Genomic DNA, 16,617 nt, shown 5'->3' on the forward strand with positions numbered 1-16,617 from the left:
CCGGTTGATCATGGCGGCTTTCCTGGTTGCCTTGCAATGGCTGCGATCAACTGCATGACATCATCGACAGACTCTTGCACGCCATGAACTTTCCCACTCGCAAAACCGAGTTCAGCATTTGTGCCGGGAATTTGACTGTCAAACCTAACGGTGGTTACTTGTGATACGTTGACGTAGATCAGCAGACCGCTAGGTTCAGTCAATTTGATCCAAGACATTTCGCCACGTTGTCCGACTGTGACTAACCGCATGACTTCGTCGACGTTCTCCTGCACGCCCTGAATTTTCCCGCTGGCCAAACCGAGTTCGGCGTTAGCACCGGAAACTTGAGTGTCAGATCTGATGTAGGTTATCTGCGCTACGTTGATATGAACCGGCTTCCCATTAGGTTCGGTCAATTTGAGGGAGCCCAGCCGGGAGATGTTTGCCTGCTGCGCGCGGGCCGAGCGCGACCACGCCGCCGCGCCGCTGATCAACCCGAGAAATTGCCGTCGCCGCATCCCTCGCCTCGCGATCAGAGTGCGATAGTGTAGCTGGCCAGAACCGGCGCTTGGAAGACGTCGGCATCGGTTGAATGAGGTATATTTGGAGATACCGACTTGGTGTCCGGGTAGGGTCACAAGCCGCCGACGACGGTTTGAGCTTGCGAGCCGAAATTATCAGTACGAGGTTCGATCTACGGTCCTGGCTAGACGGGGTAGCGCCACCGCAGAACGCGACGGACGACAACCAGAGCCAGGACATTTGCTGGAAGGCCAAACCAGAGCATCATCGGGACCGACAACGCGATGCAAGCATGGATCAGGTAGATGAGCTGGCCGATCAGGCCGGCAAGGAGCCCAACTCTGATCCAGCCCAGCCACGTTCGCGGCATCCAATCGTCGGACTCGCCGATCAGATATTCAGAAAACCATCCTGACAGAAATTCCATTGCTCTGCCCTAAAGCATGATCCGGAAAAGTGCGAAGCGGTTTTCCGAACAGATCATGCTCAAACGACAACCTAAAGCGCGATGACGATTCATCCCAATCTCACCGCGCTTTAGCACACGATTCGTTGAGGACTCGCATCAATATTGATCCAGGCCTTCTCGTCAGCGCGGAGCCACACCCGGATTGAAGCGAGCGCTACAATCCCGGTGATCTCGCCGCCCAGGCCTTGGTGGCCTGGCAGCTTTCCATCGCTCGGGCGTAGGCAGGCCGTGCCGTCGTGCGGGCGAGATAGTCCCGCTCGGTCGAACCGGGGACGTAGTTACCGGTGCGCAGGCCGAGCAGGAGGGCGTAGCTCACCGAGATATCGGCAGCAGTGAATCGGTCGCCGGCGAGATAGGGGCAATCCGCGAGGCGGCGGATAACCAATCCCAGCCGGCTCTCGAAGGTCTCGAATGCCCAGCGGGTCACCCGGGCATTTCGCTCGGCTTCGGGCGCCAGTTGGCGACCGACAAGGACGGTGTTCATCGGCCCGGCGAGCCCGGCCTCGCCCAAGTGGAGAAATTGCAGATAGGACGCGAAGGCGGGATCGTCCGGGGCGACGGCGAGCGAACCTGAGCCGTGGCGGGCGAGCAGGTACTCGAGAATCGCAATCGATTCGACCATGATCGTCTCGCCGTCCTGCAGTGCGGGAATGAAGCCGGCGGGGTTGATCGCGAGGAAATCGCGATCAATCTCGGCTGCCAGCAGATCGACCGGGCGCAGCCGATAAGCCAATCCCAATTCCTCGAGCAGCCAAACAACACGGAAGCCACGACCTTCGCCATAGACGGTGAGCATAGTTGAGCGTTCCTGGATTTGGGCTAGATATGGCCGGCAGCGAACATTCAGGCCGAGGCGTGCGCCACCACTCACCTACTTCTTCGCTTGTTCAATCCTGATGGTGCTGCTCGGACCGATACTCGTCGCCTGAAGAACGACCTCGCCGTCCTTTGCCATCGCGTAATGGGAGATTTTCGCCGGTTCAATCAAGAACGAGCCGGGTGGGTATGCCTTGAACTTGCTTTCATCCCACTCATCGCCGTTCGCGTAATAGAAGGTGCCGGACAGAACGACGGCGGTTCGCGTCTCACCGTGCCAATGCGGCATGATCTTGAAGCCAGCCGGGATTCTCACCCGCTCCGAAAGCATGCCCGCCTTTTTCGGGTCGCCATACAGGACAGCGATCCCCACCGCTCCGGCGGGTCCCTCGAAATGAATGTCCTGGGGAAGCGTTGCGACAACCGCATCCTGGGCAAGAACCGGCGTCGATCCGCCCAGCGCGAGAGACGCCGCAGCCGCAAGGCTAATCAATGAAGGTGCCAGCCTTGTGGAAATCGCGAGCGTCATGTCTCGATCCTTTCTGGGTCGGCGGTTGCCGGAAGGCTAAGCTACACCACGGGCCTGACGCAGAAATATGGCAAGCCTGATCCTGCAAGCGCGCGGCCAAAGCCGCACTCGTGCAGGTGGAAGAAGACCCGGACGAGGAAGAGGACGACGATTAGTCGGCACGGATGAGATCGCATCCTGCCTGGATTGGAGCCCCATGCTCCGCCGCGCCTGATGTCCGCTCTGTGCCAACAGCAGCGCAATAGCGGACATCGCCGGACGCCTCGATCGTCAATCCAACGGAACGTTCAGGCTGGTGGCTTTGGTGATAATGCCGCCACGGTTGCCGATCTCGATCGAACCATAGCGCTGCTTGAAGCAATCGGGCAGCGGGCGGTCGCCTTCCATGCTGAGCCAAAGGCGCAACAGATGACGCTTCTGGCTTGCATCGGGCCAATCGCGGAATCCGGTCCGATCGTGCAACAAGGCATGATTGTAGACAAACTGCATGTCACCCGGCTGAAGCCGCATGCCAAAATGCAGCGCGGGGTCATTTGCGAGCGCGTCGAACAGATCGAGAGCCTCGACGTGAGCTGTCGTCAGTCTTGGCGCATCGGGAAAGCGCTGCGCACTATCGATGTACTGGCGCTGATAGAAGCCGGTCAGGAACCCCGCATGCCAATTCAGCACCGGGATTTCGAGATATGGCTTTTCGTTCTCAGGCACCTCGCCGCGCCGGTCCGTCGCGATGGGATCGAACAAGAGGGCGGCAAGGTCGGGACGCCTGTCGAACATCTCGTTGTAGATGGTCGACGTACTGACAAGGAGAGAATCTCCTCCCTCCATCGCCTCGCGAATGCATAACAGGCCAACCACGTCGGACGAATCCGTGTGGAATGTTTGTCGTTCCGACGTTTGATAGATGCGGGTATTGGGATCCCTCGCATCGGCGCCGATGTCACGGACGTGACCGAGAATATGACCCGCTGCATTCTGGGACCGCGCCGATCCGAGATGCGCGCCCACCCCGCAAAAGATCGTCGCGGCAAACTCCTGGCTGTATCTTGCCACAGGCAAGCCGCGGATGACTTCGAAACCCAGGCCAGCCAGCAGCGTTGTCTTGAGCTCTTCCAGGTGCGCACCGAGGCGGGGAAGCGGAAAGCTTTCCTTGGTGATGTCGGCGATTTTCGTGGTCCGGCCAAGATAGGATTCCGCCGCGCTCTCAAGCTCCGCGATCTCGCTGGCCCCAAGCGATATCAGCCATCGATCAGGATGGGCCTTCATGTCGGCGCCAAGCCAGGCCGATGGGATATCGATCTTCCCGGGCGGGCGATTGATCCCGCTGGGCACTGAGACCACATTCATATCGTTGGCTCCTGGCAAGATTGGCTGTCAGAACAGGCGTCGGACCATCGACATCGACGGTATTGCGCCGACCGCTTGCTTGCAACTTGGCCAGGCACTCTCGTAGAGGCACGACATTTTTAGAGGCACGACATTTTGTCGGCGATTGAACTGGATCGTCCTGCGATCCGGGTCGGATTGAAAAGTGACAGCCAATCGGACGTTTTTCAGTCTACCCGCCGTGAGATGGCGCTGGTCCGGCCGCGGCTACGGGTGCGGTATCGGCCTCGTGAGCCTGATGCTAGATTTCCCGGGTCACACCGGACAGGAGGACGACATGCCCGATAGCGTCTACAAAGTCATAGAACTGGTCGGTACCAGCAGCGACTCGTGGGAGAAGGCGGCCGCCAATGCGGTCGAGCAAGCTGCAAAATCGCTCCGAGACCTTCGCGTCGCAGAGGTCATCAAGCTCGATATGCAACTGGATGAGAAGGGAAAAGTTGAGGCCTATCGCGCCAAGCTCAACGTATCGTTCAAATTCGAGGGCTCCTGAGCCTCGGCATCCTCGCCCCGCTTTGCGGGGCGAGGATGGCTCATCGGAACAAGGCGCTGCGGTCCGCCGAACAGGGCAGTGTAAGCCATCTCGGAAGTAGGCCCTAGTCTGATCGGGACCGATATGTTTTGATGCGTGGGGGTGTGTGGCGCGTGGTGACCTCATGTACATGGTCATTCGCAAGTACACCAAGGTTCGTTCGGTAGCGGACGCTGCCCGCCGCGCCAAGAGCGGCGTCGGCGAGATCCTGAGGCAATCGCCCGGCTTCAGATCTTACCATGTGCTGGATGCCGGCGACGGCGTTGGTATCGCCGTGATGATATTTGAGGACCGCGAAAGCGCCAACGCAGCGAACGCCAAGATATTGGCGTTCGTTCAAGCAAGTCTACCTGACCTCGATCTCGGAGTTCCCGAGATCTTCGCCGGTGAGGTTTTGGTGAACATGGAGCCTGACGGGCCTTCAGGCATAAGGTAGCCACGTCACCGTTGCGTGGCGGATGCCGCCCGGACCCCCGTCGCGCTTGCGGCGACCGCGCCTCCGAGCATCTGCATGTCGTCAACCAGGAACGTGCGACTGCGCTTTCCTTTCGAGGAGCAGCAACAACATGAAGCAACACACCTCCGAAGCACTTTTCACCCCAGCGAACGGCTGGACACCGCTCGTGCTTATGGGCACGGCGATGCCGCCAAGAGATCCCGACGAAGACGATGAGGACGAAGACGACGAAGAGGAAGATGACGCTGACGAACCGGCGGTCGTGCGCGAGCCGGACGAAGACTAGACTAGCGCGCTCGCCGATCGGCTTTATAATGTCTCCCATGGGCTGGGACGCGAAAGACATAGCGCTCCTCAAGAGGCTCTGGTCCGCAGGACAGAGCGCGGCGGAGATTGCGCGCCGTCTCGGGTGCAGTCGTAACGCGGTCTGCGGCATGTTGACCCGTCAGGGCCTGAAGCGCGGCCGCAAGCCGCCTACAGCAAGGCCCAAGATAAGGCCGCCCCCGAAGCTGATGTCATCGGCAGCCTGCACCAATCGGGTCGCACAGAAGGTGTCGCGGAAGACAGCCGACAGGCGGCAGCCGAAGGAATTCAGCAAGCAGCAGCTCTATGCCATTCTGGCTGAGGCGGTCAAAAACACTGGCTAGGAGCTGGCCGCGACCGTGGTCGCGCTCCCGCGGAATGCAACCTTGCCTGTCAGCTCGGCGGAACCATGCTGTCAGGTACAAAGTCGGTCGGCAGGCCGTCGATGCTCTTCATGTTCTTCAGACGCCAGTATTTTCGCAGATTGTCGACACCCTGCGCCATCCAGTAGCGGACGAGGCTGCCGCGCTCCTGCTTGTAGTCGAACAGCGGCACGCCCATGCCGCACGAGGTCTGCACGAGGTCGACCGCAAGACGCACGATCTGGCGGGCGCCCGCAACTTCCTCGAACTGCGGAACGAGATCGGCATATTCCGGCGTGCCGCGCATCAGCGATCGGCCCTGGCCATAGAGTCGCAGGATCATCGGAGGACCATCGAAGGCGCAAAACATGATGGTCAGCCGCTTGTCATGCGAAGCCATCAGATGCGCGCGGGTCTCGCTGCCGCTGCCGGTGCAATCGAGATAGGCGACGTCGGTCTCCCCGAGCACGCGGAATGATGACAGGCCCTTGGGCGAGACGTTGATGCGTCCTTGCGGCGGGGCGCTGGCGACGAAGAAGATTTTCTGCCGCTCGATGAAAGCCCTGTGCTCCGGCTCGATCCCAGCGAATTGCTTGCCCATGCCCGGCCATCCTTTGCTCAGCGAAGACGTCGAGACAAAGAGCTAGCACGTCATATGTACCGGTTTAAGGATACATCTTATCCTGGTATAAAGACCACCATGACAGGACAAGACCCGATCGCTCCGGCGCTCTCGCTCAGCGCGTTCCTGCGGGCGCTCCGGGAGCGCCAGTCTCCGGCAGAATTCGGTCTCGCCGCCGGGCCGCGACGACGCACGCCGGGCCTGCGGCGCGAGGAGGTCGCGCAGCTCTGCGGATTGAGCGCCACCTGGTACACCTGGATCGAGCAGGGGCGCGATGTGTCGGTCTCCGCCGCGACACTTGCGCGCCTCGCACGCGGATTGCGCCTGTCGCGCGCCGAGCGCAGCTATTTGTTCGAAGTTGCCGGCAAGCGCGATCCCGAGCGGCCGGACAGCAGGGACGATCCGCCCGAGGCGGTGCTGGCCTGCGTCGATGCGATCGATGGTCCCGCCTACATCCTCGATCGCAGCTGGGGCGCGCGGCGCTGGAATGCGAAAGCGTCCCGCCTGTTCGCAGGATGGCTCGATGCCGACGGCGAGAAAAACCTGCTGCGCTACATCTTCCTCAGGCCCGAGGCACGAACGCTCATCCGCGACTGGCCCTCACGCGCACATCGCGTCGTCGCAGAATTCCGTGCAGCAGTGACGGGCTACTCCGACGATCCGGATATCCGCCGGCTCGTCGACGAGCTGAGAATTGCAAGCTCCGATTTCGCGCGCTGCTGGGAGACCCAGGGGGTTCTGGCGCGCGAAGGCGGCGAACGTGCGTTCGATCATCCGGCCATGGGAGTGCTGCACTATCAGCAGGTGTCGCTGTCGCTCGCGGGCTGGCCGGATTATCGGCTGACGATGCTGCTGGCTGCACCGGCGCTGCGCGAGCGGTGATTTGGGCCGGCCAAACCCGCCGATCGAGGAAATTAGAATGAAACGGTCGCCCAAGATCCACTTGCGGACATAGCCGGGCATCCGCTGATGTGACTTTTGGGCCAGAAGTGGACACTATGGCCTGCCTGTCTCCTTGGAACGTTATCGCTTCAGCTCGGTTTTGCCCGCGTGACATCCGTTCCAGGTCGAAGCCTCATGAAAACTGTCGATCAGCTTGACGAACATTGGCGGCTGCAAAATCGTTTCGATTTTCGGGGACACTCGATTGCTTGGGATTGCATCGGAAATGGTCCGCCCGCCGTCCTCTTACATGGTACTCCATTTTCGTCGGTCGAATGGCGGCGGATTGCTCCTCTGCTTGCACAGGAACGCCGCGTATACTACTTCGACATGCTGGGATACGGTCGATCCGATATGCCGAACGCTGACGTGTCGAGAGGCATTCAAAACCGTCTCTTCGCAGCCCTCTATGAACATTGGGGCATCGGTACTCCGGATATCGTCGCACACGACTTCGGAGGATCCACTGCTTTGCGGGGGCATCTGCTCGACGGGCTTGAATACAGATCGCTTACTCTAATAGACCCTGTGGCAATCAGCCCTCAAGGATCAGCGCTTGTTCAATCAGCCAAGCAACACGAGGACGTCTTCTCTAATCTGCCAGCCTATGTCCATGAAGCTATCTTGCACGCTTACATCGACGGCGCGGTTGCCAAGGCCCTGCGTACTTCCGACATGTCGTTATATTTGCGCCCGTGGCTTGGTGATGAGGGTCAAAAGGCATTCTGGCGGCAGATTGCGCAAATGGACGACAAGTATACGCAGGAGATCGAGTGGCGTTACAGAGAGATGCGCTGTCCCGTTACGCTTATTTGGGGAGAAGAAGACGAGTGGTGCCCGCTGTCGGACGGAGAGGAGCTGTCGCGCCGGCTCTCGGCTCCGTTGATGATCGTTTCCGGAGCGAAGCACCTTGTTCAAGAAGACGCCCCGGAAGCAGTCATCGCCGGCGTGACGCGATTTTGGCGTGCCGTCGTCCGCTGTGGGTCATAAACCGCCGATGACGGCCAAGCCGGGCCACCTTCGATTTGCGCTCGGAAGCCGACGTCTGTGCACACACGCCCCTGACGAGCTTCGATCCGCCTCTACGCGACGAGCTGCCTCGCCGCCGCCGAGATCATCACCAGCCCGCCGGTGATCACCGCGACATCGAGGATCGCGGCGTGGATGTGCACCGGCATCCGCTCGACGAAGGCCTTTGCCAGGAAGGCCCCGGGGATCGCGATGCCGCCGATCAGGAGCGCGAAGGCGAGCACCTGCGCCGTCACGGCGCCGGCGAAGCCGAACACGGCGATCTTGATGAGGCCGGTGCCGAGCGAGATCATCGCATCGGTCGCGATCACGGCGGCGCCTTCGAGGCCGGCGGCCATCAGGAGCGAGAGCAGGATCACGCCCGACCCGGACGTGCCTCCGACCAGCACGCCGTAGCCGACCGAGCCCGCGGCAAGGCCGGTGTCGCCGATCCTGACCTCGCGACGCCGTAGCACGCGGCGCAGCGGCACGCTCAGCATCAGCATGGCGCCGATCACGATCGCAGCGCCCGCATTGGTGAGGCGCGTATAGCCATAGGCGCCGAGCGCGGTCGTGAGCGCGGCGCAGGCGAGCACGATCAGCGCGCGGCGGCGGTCGGCATAGCGGACATAGGCAAGGGCGCGGCTCGCATTGGTCAGCATCGCGGAGATCGCGATGATCGGCACCACCGGCTCGGCGCCGACCAGCGGCACCAGCACCAAGGGCATCAGCGCGCCGGTGCCGTAGCCGGCAAGACCACCGATGATCGAGGCAAACAACGCCATCATCGCGACCAGCAAAAGCTGAAGGATCGAGATGTCGGCGAAGCCTGAGACGATGGTCAATTTTTCTGATCGCGCGTGATGCGTGCCGCAGCTTGATCGGCGATGGAAGCGAGTGCGGCTTCCTCTAGGGGAAAATCCGCCGCAAGCCAAGCGTCCTCGGCGAGCGTCAACACATGTCCAAGCGCGGGACCTTCGGCGAGACCACGCGCGATGAAATCGGCTGCCTTCAGCGGAAATTTCGGCGCGGTCCAGCGCTGCGGCAGCTCGGCGAGCGCACGCCAGCGCGACGAGCCGGTATCGCCGCCGTCCCGCGCCCAGGCCAAGAGCACGCGATCGTGATAGCGCTCCGCGCCGAGCCGGTAGAGCAGCCGCCGCGCATGGGCCTCGTCCTTGGCGGCGAAGCGCCACCAGCGATGGCCCATCGAGTCCAGCGCCTTGGCCTCGGCATTGGAGAGCCGCAGGCGCGTCGCGACGCGCTTGGCGTCTTCCGTCACGGCGACCGTCAGCGCGGCGAGGCGCCGCGTAGTGCTTGCGGCGAGGCCGAGCTCGCGCTCGAGCGCGATCATCGCCGAGAGCGGGCCGGTATAGGCAACGCCGCCGGTCAGCGCCTGCAACAGGCCGCCATCGGTCATCGCCAGCGCGGCGGCGGATGCGCCTGATGCCACCAGCAGCTTCAGCATCTCCATGCGCACCCGCTCGGCCGACAGGCTGGCCAACCCTGCGCGGCCGCGGATGCAGGCGAGATAGCCGTCGCGGTCGGGCTCGCCGGCGCCGAAGGCGGCATGGATGCGGAAGAAGCGCAGGATGCGCAAATAGTCCTCGGCGATGCGCTGGTCGGGATCGCCGATGAAGCGCACGCGGCGCGCCTTGGCATCGGCGATGCCGCCGACATGGTCGTAGACGACGCCTCTCGCATCGACCGACAGGCCGTTCATGGTGAAGTCGCGCCGCTCGGCGTCCTTCACCCAGTCGCGGCCGAACGCGACCCTGGCCTTGCGGCCGAAGGTCTCGGTGTCCTCGCGCAGCGTCGTGACCTCGTAAGGATGCCCGTCGATGACGAGAGTGACGGTGCCGTGGTCGACGCCGGTCGGCACGCTCTTGATGCCGGCCGCCTTGGCGCGGCGGATCACCTCGTCCGGGAGCGCCGTGGTCGCGATGTCGATGTCACCGGGCACGAGGCCGAGCAGCGCGTTGCGCACGGCGCCGCCGACCACGCGCGCCTCCTCGCCATCGGCATTGAGCAATTTCAGGACGCGTGCGGTGCCACCGGAGGTCAGCCAGGGCGCTTGCGCAAGTAACGGCTCCGCGGTCATCGGCCCGCCCCTATCGTTCCACGCCCGGCACGAGCCTGCCGTTCTCGATATGGGCGGGCGTGTAGGTCGAATCCGGCGCCGCGCCGGAGAAATGCGCAAGCCCGACCAGGCCTGCGATCACCAGCACCAGTGCCGCCAGGACGAGGCGCGCGACGACCGTGACCGGCCAGGACGATTGCACGAACAGGCCGGAGCGGGTGGCGGCCAGGAACAGCGCATAGACGGCAAAGGGGATGAGGAAGATTCCGATCTCGGTCAGAACCGTCCGGATCATGATGAATAGATCCGCTCATACAGCACACGCAGCATTCCGGCCGTCGCACCCCAGATGTAGCGCTCCGCGAACGGCATCGCGTAGTAGAACCGCTCCATGCCGCGGAATTCCTTGCTGTGCACCTGGTGGTTCGCCGGGTTCATCAGGAAGGATAGCGGCACCTCAAAGGCGTCATCAACCTCGGAATGGTTGATGGTGAGCTCGAAGCCCGGCCGGACCCTCGCGACCGTCGGCAGGATGCGGAAGCCGAAGGCGGTGCCGTAGAGATCGAGATAGCCGATCGGCTCGACGAAGTCCCTGGACAGCCCGACCTCCTCCTCGGCCTCGCGCAGCGCCGCATCGAGCGGCGAGGAATCGGTCGCGTCGATCTTGCCGCCGGGAAAGGCGATCTGGCCGGCATGGTCGTTGAGATGGGCCGAGCGCTGCGTCAGCAGGATGGTCGGCTCGGGACGGTCCACCACCGCGATCAGGACCGCCGCGGGGCGCACCGGCTGCTCGCGCGCGATGATCTCCAGCATCTTGTCGGTGCCGGGATCGCCGGAGGCGGGAATGATGTTGGGATCGTAGAGGCCGGGCGGCACGTCGAAGCCGAGCCTTGCGCGCGAGCGGGCGAAGAAATCCGCCGCGCCGATCGCGACGGGCTCACGCTCGGGACCGCTCTTGGAGATAGGCTTGTTCAAAGCGCGGCCCTCACCTGCTCCGCGTCGGCCATGGCGAAGAACTCGCCGGCCGACTCGACGCCGAACATCGGCTGACCATCGACCATCCGCTCCTCGCCCATGTCAACCAGATCGTAGTAGAGCGCGCGGGTCACCTTGGCCCAGAGGTCGGCGCGGACATGCAAATAGGGCGTCAGCCCGCCGTCCTCGGCCTGCTCGAAGCGCAGCCGGTGCGCGGCATCGCATGTGACCCAGTCGTCGACATTGGTGCGGAAGCTCAGCACGCGATGGTTGTCCTCGCCGCTCTTCAGCATTTCGACCGCCATGAACGGCGCGTCGTCGACGCGGATGCCGACCTTCTCCACCGGCGTGACCAGGAAATGCTTGTCGCCCTCGCGCTTGAGGATGGTCGAGAACAGGCGCACCAGCGCGTGACGGCCGATTGGCGTCCCCATGTAGAACCAAGTACCATCGGAAGCGATTCGGATATCGAGATCGCCGCAAAACGGCGGATTCCACAGATGCACCGGAGGCAGGCCCTTTTTGGCGCCTTCGGCACTGGCAGCACTTTTGGCGGCGGCAGTCAGCCCCTCAAGACCGCGATCGGCACTCTGCCCTTGGTTCGCCATGGTTTGCCCTGACTTTGTCATTTGGCACGAATGTCTTTTGGCACGATTGGTGCAGGTCTACGTTGTAGTCGGGCGCTCGGTTCCACCCCGGATTAGTCCGGTGCGGAGGTCGCCACTTCGTGATGCCGTACATAACCCGAAGCCGATAAGGTGGGGATAGGTTAATTCAACGAATACATGGCCTTCCTGCAAGTCTAGCATAGGGCCCATGATCTAGCCGACGTGCTGATGTGACGACGCAAGCGAGCCGAAGGACCGGCTGAAGGAGCGAGCGAATGGCGGAGAGTGTCGAGAAACTCGAGGACGGGATCGTCCGTTCGGCCGAGCAGGTGTCGAGCCAGATTCGCGCGGCGAAGGAGGCGATCGGCTCCGTCATCTTCGGCCAGGATCGCGTCGTCGAGAACACGCTGGTGACGATCCTCTCCGGTGGCCATGCGCTGTTGATCGGCGTGCCCGGTCTTGCCAAGACCAAGCTGGTCGAGACGCTCGGCGTCACGCTCGGTCTCGATGCCAAGCGCATCCAGTTCACGCCCGATTTGATGCCGTCGGACATTCTCGGCGCCGAGGTGCTGGACGAGAGCACTGCCGGCAGGCGCGCCTTCCGCTTCATTGCGGGCCCGGTGTTCGCGCAGCTGCTGATGGCCGACGAGATCAACCGCGCCTCACCGCGCACGCAGTCGGCGCTGCTCCAGGCGATGCAGGAGCAGCACATCACGGTGGCCGGCGCGCGTCACGATCTGCCCAAGCCCTTCCATGTGCTCGCGACGCAAAACCCGCTGGAGCAGGAAGGCACCTATCCGCTGCCGGAAGCACAGCTCGACCGCTTCCTGATGGAGATCGACGTCGACTATCCCGATCGCGACGCCGAGCGCCGCATCCTGTTCGAAACCACCGGCGCCGAGGAGACGCTCGCCAAGGGCTCGATGAGCGCGGATGCGCTGATCACCGCGCAGCGGCTGGTGCGCCGCCTGCCGGTCGGCGATTCCGTGGTGGAGGCGATCCTGTCGCTGGTGCGCTCGGCCCGTCCCGGCGCCGAGAGCGGCGAAGCCGGCAAGTTCATCGCCTGGGGCCCCGGCCCGCGCGCCAGCCAATCCCTGATGCTCGCCGTGCGCGCCCGTGCGCTGATCGACGGCCGCCTTGCGCCTTCGGTCGACGACGTGCTCGACCTCGCCGAGCCCGTGCTGAAGCACCGCATGGCCTTGACGTTCCAGGCGCGCGCCGAAGGCCGCACGATTCCGGACGTGATCAAGCAACTCAAGACACGGATCGGTTGATGGCCGCAGAGACCGGGCACACAGCAAAGGAGATCATCGCGATCCGACGTGCCGATGGCGAAAGCCGCACGCTCGCCGCTTCGCTGCCGCGCCTGGTGCTAGAAGCCCGCCGCATCGCCGCCAACGTCATCCACGGCCTGCATGGCCGCCGCCGTGCCGGCTCCGGCGAGAATTTCTGGCAATACCGCCGCTTCGTCTCCGGCGAGCCGGCGCAGAACGTCGACTGGCGCCGCTCGGCGCGCGACGACCATCTCTATGTCCGCGAGCTCGAATGGGAGGCCTCGCACACGGTCTGGATCTGGCCCGACCGTTCGCCGTCGATGGCGTTCGCCTCGAAGACGGCGCGCGAGTCCAAGCTCGAGCGCACGCTGATCGTCGCCTTCGCGCTGGCCGAGCTGCTGGTCTCCGGCGGCGAGCGCGTCGGCATTCCCGGCCTGATGGCACCGACCGCGAGCCGCAGCGTCATCGACAAGATGGCGCAGGCGATGCTGCATGACGATGCCGACCGGCTCAGCCTGCCGCCCTCCTTCGTGCCCGCGGCGCTGGCCGAGATCATCGTGCTGTCGGATTTCTGGTCGCCGATCGCGGAGATCAAGACCACGCTCGCGGGCCTCTCCGGCTCCGGCGCACACGGCACCATGGTGCAGGTCGTCGATCCCGCCGAGGAGTCGTTCCCCTATTCCGGCCGCATCGAGTTCGTCGAGCCCGAAGGCTTCGGCGTGATCACCGCCGGCCGCGCCGAGAGCTGGGCGCAGGATTACACCGCGCGCCTCGCCCTGCACCGCGACCAGATCCGCGCCGAGACGAGCAAGCTCGACTGGCTGTTCACGACCCATGCGACCGATCGCTCGGCGGCCGAGCTGTTGCTGTATCTGCACGCCGGCATGCAGGTGAGCAAGTCGGGCGTCCGAACCACCACCATCAAGGCGGGGCCGGCCGCATGATGGGACTGCCGCTCGCCTTCACCGAACCGCTGCTCCTGATCGGCCTCGTCAGCCTGCCGGTGCTGTGGTGGCTCCTGCGCGTGATGCCGCCGCGGCCGCGCCGCATCGAGTTTCCGCCGACACGCCTGTTGTTCGACATCGCACCGCGCGAAGAGACGCCGTCGCGGACGCCGTGGTGGCTGACCGCGCTGCGGCTCCTGGCTGCGGCGCTGGTCATTTTCGCCGCCGCCGGCCCGATCTGGAATCCGCAGACCGGGCTTGCCGGCAGCAAGGCGCCGCTGATGATCATGTTCGACGACGGCTGGAGCGCGGCCTCGAACTGGGACATCCGGATCAGGGCCGCCGACGAGCTGATCGCCAATGCCGACAACGACCGCCGCGCCATCGCGCTGGTGCCGCTCTCCGAGCCGAACCGCGACATCACCCTGATGCCGGCGGGCGCGGCGCGCGTCGCACTGCGGCAGCTCGCGCCAAAGCCCTATTCGATCGACCGCGTCGAGACGCTGAGCACGATCGACCGTTTCCTCAAGGCAACCGGCGACTGCGAGATCGCCTGGCTGTCGGATGGCGTCGACACCGGCCGCGGCGAGGAATTCGTAACTGGCCTCGGCAAGACCATCGGCGACCGCAGCCTGACCATTTTCGAAGGCGGCACCTCCGCGCCGCTGGCGCTGGTCGCGGCCGAGAACGCCGCCGCCAAGATGACGGTGAAGGTGCTGCGCACCGACAGCGGCATTGCGGTCGGCACCGTACGTGCGCTCGACCAGAAGGCTTCCCCGATCGGCGAAGCGCGCTTCTCGTTTGGCCCGCAGGACAAGGAGACCGACGCCGCGTTCGACCTGCCGGTCGAGCTGCGCAACGACATCACCCGGCTCGAGATCTCGGGCGAGCGCTCCGCCGGCGCGGTGCAGCTGCTCGACAAGCGCTGGCGCCGCCGCGCCATCGGCATCGTCTCGGGCTCGACCAGCGAGACCGCGCAGCCGCTGCTGGCGCCGACCTTCTACCTCACCCGCGCGCTGGCGCCGTTCGCCGATGTGCGGCTCGCCGACAAGGGCTCGCCGCAGCAGGGCATCACGCAGTTCCTCGACCAGAAGCTGCCGATGATCATCCTCGCCGATGTCGGCACCATCGCGCCGGAGCTGCGCGAACGCCTCAACGCCTGGATCGACGGAGGCGGCGTGCTGGTGCGGTTTGCAGGGCCCCGCCTCGCGCAGGCCGAGGACGATCTCGTGCCGGTCAAGCTGCGCAAGGGCGGCCGCACGCTCGGCGGCAGCCTGACCTGGGAGAAGCCGCAGCATCTCGCCTCCTTCGCCGCCGACGGTCCGTTCGCCGGCGTCGTCGTGCCGAAGGACGTCACCGTGAACCGGCAGGTTCTGGCCGAGCCGGACGCCGTGCTCGCCACCAAGAGCTGGGCCTCGCTGGAGGACGGCACGCCGCTCGTCACCGGCGAGCATCGCGGCAAGGGCCTTGTCAGCCTGTTCCACGTCAGCGCCGACATGCGCTGGTCGGATCTGCCGATGTCGGGCACCTTCGTCGAAATGCTGAGGCGCGTCGTCGACATGTCCGGCTACACCGCCAAGCCAGGCGCTGGCGTTGCCGCCGAGGCCACCACCGAGACGGTGGCGCCGCTGCACATCCTCGACGGTTTTGGCGCCTTCGGCCCGCCGCCGGCGACCGCGAAGCCGCTGCCTGCGGATTACCGCGACCGCGCCACCCCCGATCATCCGCCCGGCTTCTATGGTCCGGCAGAAGGACCGCTTGCCGTGAACACGCTTGCTGCCGCCGACCGCATCGCCGCCCTGAACACCGCGAGCCTGCGCGCCCGGCACGCCACCTACACCAATGCCGAGCCGCGCGACCTGCGCGGCTGGCTGCTGTCGAGCGCGCTGGCGCTGTTCCTGATCGATGCCATCATCGTCGCGGTGCTCGGCGGCGGCCTCGCCGCACTGCTGCGCCGCCGCGCCGCGACCGCAACGATCGTGCTTGGCCTCATGCTCGCAGGCCTCGCGTCGCTCTCGCCCTCGCCGTCGCGCGCCGACAGCGCCGCGGACGATTTCGCGATGAAGGCGACCTCGCAGACCCGCCTCGCCTATGTCGTCACGGGCAATGCCGACGTCGATTCCATCGTCAAGGCCGGCATGTCCGGACTGACGCTGTTCCTGGCGCAGCGCACCGCGCTGGAGGCCGGCGATCCCGTCGGCGTCGATCCGGCGCGCGACGAGCTCGCCTTCTTCCCGCTGATCTACTGGCCGATCGTGCCCGGCGCGCCCAAGCCGCCGCAGGACGCCATCAACAAGATCGACGCCTACATGAAGCAGGGCGGCACCGTGCTGTTCGACACCCGCGACGCCATCGAGGCCGCGCCCGGCGACAACGGCGGGTCGCAGACCCCGGCGATGCGGACGTTGCGCGAGATCCTGTCCTCGCTCGACGTCCCCGAGCTCGAGCCGGTGCCGCGCGAGCACGTGCTGACCAAGACCTTCTACCTGCTGCGCGACTTCCCCGGCCGCTTCAGCACCGGCCAGACCTGGGTCGAAACCCTGCCGCGCGAAGAGGATGACGAGGCTGCGCAGCGGCCGGCGCGCGGCGGTGACGGCGTCTCGCCGATCATCATCACCTCCAACGATCTCGCCGGCGCCTGGGCTGTGCGGCCCGACGGCCAGGCCATGCTGCCCGTGGTCGGAGGCGACCCCCGCCAGCGCGAATTCGCCTACCGCGCCGGCGCCAACATCGTGATGTACACGCTGACCGGCAACTACAAGGCCGACCAGGTGCACGCACCGGCCCTAATCGAACGGTTGGGGCAATAGGA

General features: G+C 64.5%; 20 protein-coding genes. 9 read left to right on the plus strand and 11 right to left on the minus strand.

All coding sequences use genetic code 11. The annotated features are described in order from the left end of the window. Positions 1 to 8: 8 nt before the first annotated feature. The 5 genes from BRAGE_RS0126865 to BRAGE_RS0126885 form a co-directional block, all read right to left on the minus strand. A complete protein-coding gene (locus tag BRAGE_RS0126865; protein ID WP_027564357.1) occupies positions 9 to 500 on the minus strand; it encodes a hypothetical protein in 492 nt (163 codons plus the stop codon). A gap of 188 nt (positions 501 to 688) precedes the next feature. Beyond that, complete coding sequence (locus BRAGE_RS0126870; RefSeq protein WP_027564356.1) at positions 689 to 931, minus strand: hypothetical protein; 243 nt, start codon at positions 929 to 931, stop codon at positions 689 to 691. 196 nt (positions 932 to 1,127) lie between these two features. Then, positions 1,128 to 1,769: a glutathione S-transferase family protein gene (locus BRAGE_RS0126875; protein WP_027564355.1), complete on the minus strand. Its 642-nt coding sequence runs from the start codon at positions 1,767 to 1,769 to the stop codon at positions 1,128 to 1,130. 75 nt (positions 1,770 to 1,844) lie between these two features. Beyond that, positions 1,845 to 2,318, minus strand: coding sequence for a cupin domain-containing protein (locus BRAGE_RS0126880; RefSeq protein ID WP_027564354.1), 474 nt, complete (start codon positions 2,316 to 2,318; stop codon positions 1,845 to 1,847). A 270-nt stretch (positions 2,319 to 2,588) separates the two neighbouring features. Continuing rightward, positions 2,589 to 3,662, minus strand: a complete 1,074-nt coding sequence (locus tag BRAGE_RS0126885; RefSeq protein ID WP_027564353.1) for a TauD/TfdA family dioxygenase — start codon at positions 3,660 to 3,662, stop codon at positions 2,589 to 2,591. 316 nt (positions 3,663 to 3,978) lie between these two features. Here BRAGE_RS0126885 and BRAGE_RS0126890 point away from each other — a divergent pair, with 316 nt between their 5' ends. The 4 genes from BRAGE_RS0126890 to BRAGE_RS0126905 all read left to right on the plus strand — a co-directional run bounded on the left by BRAGE_RS0126890 (position 3,979) and on the right by BRAGE_RS0126905 (position 5,337). Beyond that, positions 3,979 to 4,194 carry a dodecin family protein gene (locus BRAGE_RS0126890; RefSeq protein ID WP_027564352.1) on the plus strand — a complete coding sequence of 72 codons (216 nt, stop codon included), beginning with the start codon at positions 3,979 to 3,981 and terminating at the stop codon, positions 4,192 to 4,194. Between the two features lie 163 nt (positions 4,195 to 4,357). Beyond that, on the plus strand, positions 4,358 to 4,669 hold the full coding sequence (locus BRAGE_RS0126895) for a hypothetical protein (protein WP_027564351.1): 312 nt from the start codon (positions 4,358 to 4,360) through the stop codon (positions 4,667 to 4,669). A gap of 130 nt (positions 4,670 to 4,799) precedes the next feature. Next, positions 4,800 to 4,976, plus strand: a complete 177-nt coding sequence (locus BRAGE_RS56010) for a hypothetical protein (RefSeq protein ID WP_167336525.1) — start codon at positions 4,800 to 4,802, stop codon at positions 4,974 to 4,976. Between the two features lie 37 nt (positions 4,977 to 5,013). Further along, on the plus strand, positions 5,014 to 5,337 hold the full coding sequence (locus tag BRAGE_RS0126905; protein WP_027564350.1) for a GcrA family cell cycle regulator: 324 nt from the start codon (positions 5,014 to 5,016) through the stop codon (positions 5,335 to 5,337). Between the two features lie 49 nt (positions 5,338 to 5,386). Here the strand turns inward: BRAGE_RS0126905 and BRAGE_RS0126910 are convergent, their stop codons facing one another. Beyond that, complete coding sequence (locus tag BRAGE_RS0126910; protein ID WP_027564349.1) at positions 5,387 to 5,956, minus strand: pyridoxamine 5'-phosphate oxidase family protein; 570 nt, start codon at positions 5,954 to 5,956, stop codon at positions 5,387 to 5,389. Between the two features lie 99 nt (positions 5,957 to 6,055). On the opposite strand from BRAGE_RS0126910, the gene BRAGE_RS0126915 reads away from it, so the two are divergent. Beyond that, positions 6,056 to 6,859: a helix-turn-helix transcriptional regulator gene (locus BRAGE_RS0126915; RefSeq protein ID WP_027564348.1), complete on the plus strand. Its 804-nt coding sequence runs from the start codon at positions 6,056 to 6,058 to the stop codon at positions 6,857 to 6,859. Between the two features lie 195 nt (positions 6,860 to 7,054). Continuing rightward, positions 7,055 to 7,909, plus strand: coding sequence for an alpha/beta fold hydrolase (locus BRAGE_RS0126920; RefSeq protein WP_051378035.1), 855 nt, complete (start codon positions 7,055 to 7,057; stop codon positions 7,907 to 7,909). Between the two features lie 92 nt (positions 7,910 to 8,001). Here BRAGE_RS0126920 and BRAGE_RS0126925 read toward each other — a convergent pair whose 3' ends face one another. The 5 genes from BRAGE_RS0126925 to BRAGE_RS0126945 are packed head-to-tail and all read right to left on the minus strand — an operon-like array spanning position 8,002 to position 11,587. Then, positions 8,002 to 8,772, minus strand: coding sequence for a sulfite exporter TauE/SafE family protein (locus tag BRAGE_RS0126925; protein ID WP_027564346.1), 771 nt, complete (start codon positions 8,770 to 8,772; stop codon positions 8,002 to 8,004). Further along, positions 8,769 to 10,025 carry a CCA tRNA nucleotidyltransferase gene (locus BRAGE_RS0126930; RefSeq protein ID WP_027564345.1) on the minus strand — a complete coding sequence of 419 codons (1,257 nt, stop codon included), beginning with the start codon at positions 10,023 to 10,025 and terminating at the stop codon, positions 8,769 to 8,771. The genes BRAGE_RS0126925 and BRAGE_RS0126930 overlap by 4 nt, the downstream gene beginning before the upstream one ends. Before the next feature lie 10 nt (positions 10,026 to 10,035). Then, entirely contained in the window at positions 10,036 to 10,299 is a 264-nt protein-coding gene (locus BRAGE_RS0126935) for a DUF6111 family protein (RefSeq protein ID WP_027564344.1), read from the minus strand. Further along, positions 10,296 to 10,979 (minus strand): CoA pyrophosphatase, encoded by a 684-nt coding sequence (locus BRAGE_RS0126940; RefSeq protein WP_027564343.1) that lies wholly within the window; start codon positions 10,977 to 10,979, stop codon positions 10,296 to 10,298. Before BRAGE_RS0126940 ends, BRAGE_RS0126935 begins: the two co-directional genes overlap by 4 nt. Beyond that, positions 10,976 to 11,587, minus strand: coding sequence for a DUF1285 domain-containing protein (locus BRAGE_RS0126945; RefSeq protein ID WP_027564342.1), 612 nt, complete (start codon positions 11,585 to 11,587; stop codon positions 10,976 to 10,978). Before BRAGE_RS0126945 ends, BRAGE_RS0126940 begins: the two co-directional genes overlap by 4 nt. 275 nt (positions 11,588 to 11,862) lie before the next feature. Between BRAGE_RS0126945 and BRAGE_RS0126950 the strand changes: the two genes are divergently transcribed. From BRAGE_RS0126950 to BRAGE_RS0126960, 3 genes are read left to right on the plus strand one after another with little or no spacing between them, the layout of a single operon-like run. Beyond that, positions 11,863 to 12,861 (plus strand): AAA family ATPase, encoded by a 999-nt coding sequence (locus BRAGE_RS0126950; protein ID WP_027564341.1) that lies wholly within the window; start codon positions 11,863 to 11,865, stop codon positions 12,859 to 12,861. After that, positions 12,861 to 13,805 carry a DUF58 domain-containing protein gene (locus BRAGE_RS0126955; protein WP_027564340.1) on the plus strand — a complete coding sequence of 315 codons (945 nt, stop codon included), beginning with the start codon at positions 12,861 to 12,863 and terminating at the stop codon, positions 13,803 to 13,805. The genes BRAGE_RS0126950 and BRAGE_RS0126955 overlap by 1 nt, the downstream gene beginning before the upstream one ends. After that, positions 13,802 to 16,615: a DUF4159 domain-containing protein gene (locus BRAGE_RS0126960; RefSeq protein ID WP_027564339.1), complete on the plus strand. Its 2,814-nt coding sequence runs from the start codon at positions 13,802 to 13,804 to the stop codon at positions 16,613 to 16,615. Before BRAGE_RS0126955 ends, BRAGE_RS0126960 begins: the two co-directional genes overlap by 4 nt. Positions 16,616 to 16,617: the final 2 nt, after the last annotated feature.

Source organism: Bradyrhizobium genosp. SA-4 str. CB756 (assembly GCF_000473125.1).
Lineage (GTDB): Bacteria > Pseudomonadota > Alphaproteobacteria > Rhizobiales > Xanthobacteraceae > Bradyrhizobium > Bradyrhizobium arachidis.

Coding starts and splice junctions, on each gene's coding strand:
- BRAGE_RS0126865 (WP_027564357.1), bottom strand. CDS start 500: ATGCGGCGACGGCAATTTCTCGGGTTGATCAGCGGCGCGGCGGCGTGG.
- BRAGE_RS0126870 (WP_027564356.1), bottom strand. CDS start 931: ATGGAATTTCTGTCAGGATGGTTTTCTGAATATCTGATCGGCGAGTCC.
- BRAGE_RS0126875 (WP_027564355.1), bottom strand. CDS start 1,769: ATGCTCACCGTCTATGGCGAAGGTCGTGGCTTCCGTGTTGTTTGGCTG.
- BRAGE_RS0126880 (WP_027564354.1), bottom strand. CDS start 2,318: ATGACGCTCGCGATTTCCACAAGGCTGGCACCTTCATTGATTAGCCTT.
- BRAGE_RS0126885 (WP_027564353.1), bottom strand. CDS start 3,662: ATGAATGTGGTCTCAGTGCCCAGCGGGATCAATCGCCCGCCCGGGAAG.
- BRAGE_RS0126890 (WP_027564352.1), top strand. CDS start 3,979: ATGCCCGATAGCGTCTACAAAGTCATAGAACTGGTCGGTACCAGCAGC.
- BRAGE_RS0126895 (WP_027564351.1), top strand. CDS start 4,358: ATGTACATGGTCATTCGCAAGTACACCAAGGTTCGTTCGGTAGCGGAC.
- BRAGE_RS56010 (WP_167336525.1), top strand. CDS start 4,800: ATGAAGCAACACACCTCCGAAGCACTTTTCACCCCAGCGAACGGCTGG.
- BRAGE_RS0126905 (WP_027564350.1), top strand. CDS start 5,014: ATGGGCTGGGACGCGAAAGACATAGCGCTCCTCAAGAGGCTCTGGTCC.
- BRAGE_RS0126910 (WP_027564349.1), bottom strand. CDS start 5,956: ATGGGCAAGCAATTCGCTGGGATCGAGCCGGAGCACAGGGCTTTCATC.
- BRAGE_RS0126915 (WP_027564348.1), top strand. CDS start 6,056: ATGACAGGACAAGACCCGATCGCTCCGGCGCTCTCGCTCAGCGCGTTC.
- BRAGE_RS0126920 (WP_051378035.1), top strand. CDS start 7,055: ATGAAAACTGTCGATCAGCTTGACGAACATTGGCGGCTGCAAAATCGT.
- BRAGE_RS0126930 (WP_027564345.1), bottom strand. CDS start 10,025: ATGACCGCGGAGCCGTTACTTGCGCAAGCGCCCTGGCTGACCTCCGGT.
- BRAGE_RS0126935 (WP_027564344.1), bottom strand. CDS start 10,299: ATGATCCGGACGGTTCTGACCGAGATCGGAATCTTCCTCATCCCCTTT.
- BRAGE_RS0126945 (WP_027564342.1), bottom strand. CDS start 11,587: ATGGCGAACCAAGGGCAGAGTGCCGATCGCGGTCTTGAGGGGCTGACT.
- BRAGE_RS0126950 (WP_027564341.1), top strand. CDS start 11,863: ATGGCGGAGAGTGTCGAGAAACTCGAGGACGGGATCGTCCGTTCGGCC.
- BRAGE_RS0126955 (WP_027564340.1), top strand. CDS start 12,861: ATGGCCGCAGAGACCGGGCACACAGCAAAGGAGATCATCGCGATCCGA.
- BRAGE_RS0126960 (WP_027564339.1), top strand. CDS start 13,802: ATGATGGGACTGCCGCTCGCCTTCACCGAACCGCTGCTCCTGATCGGC.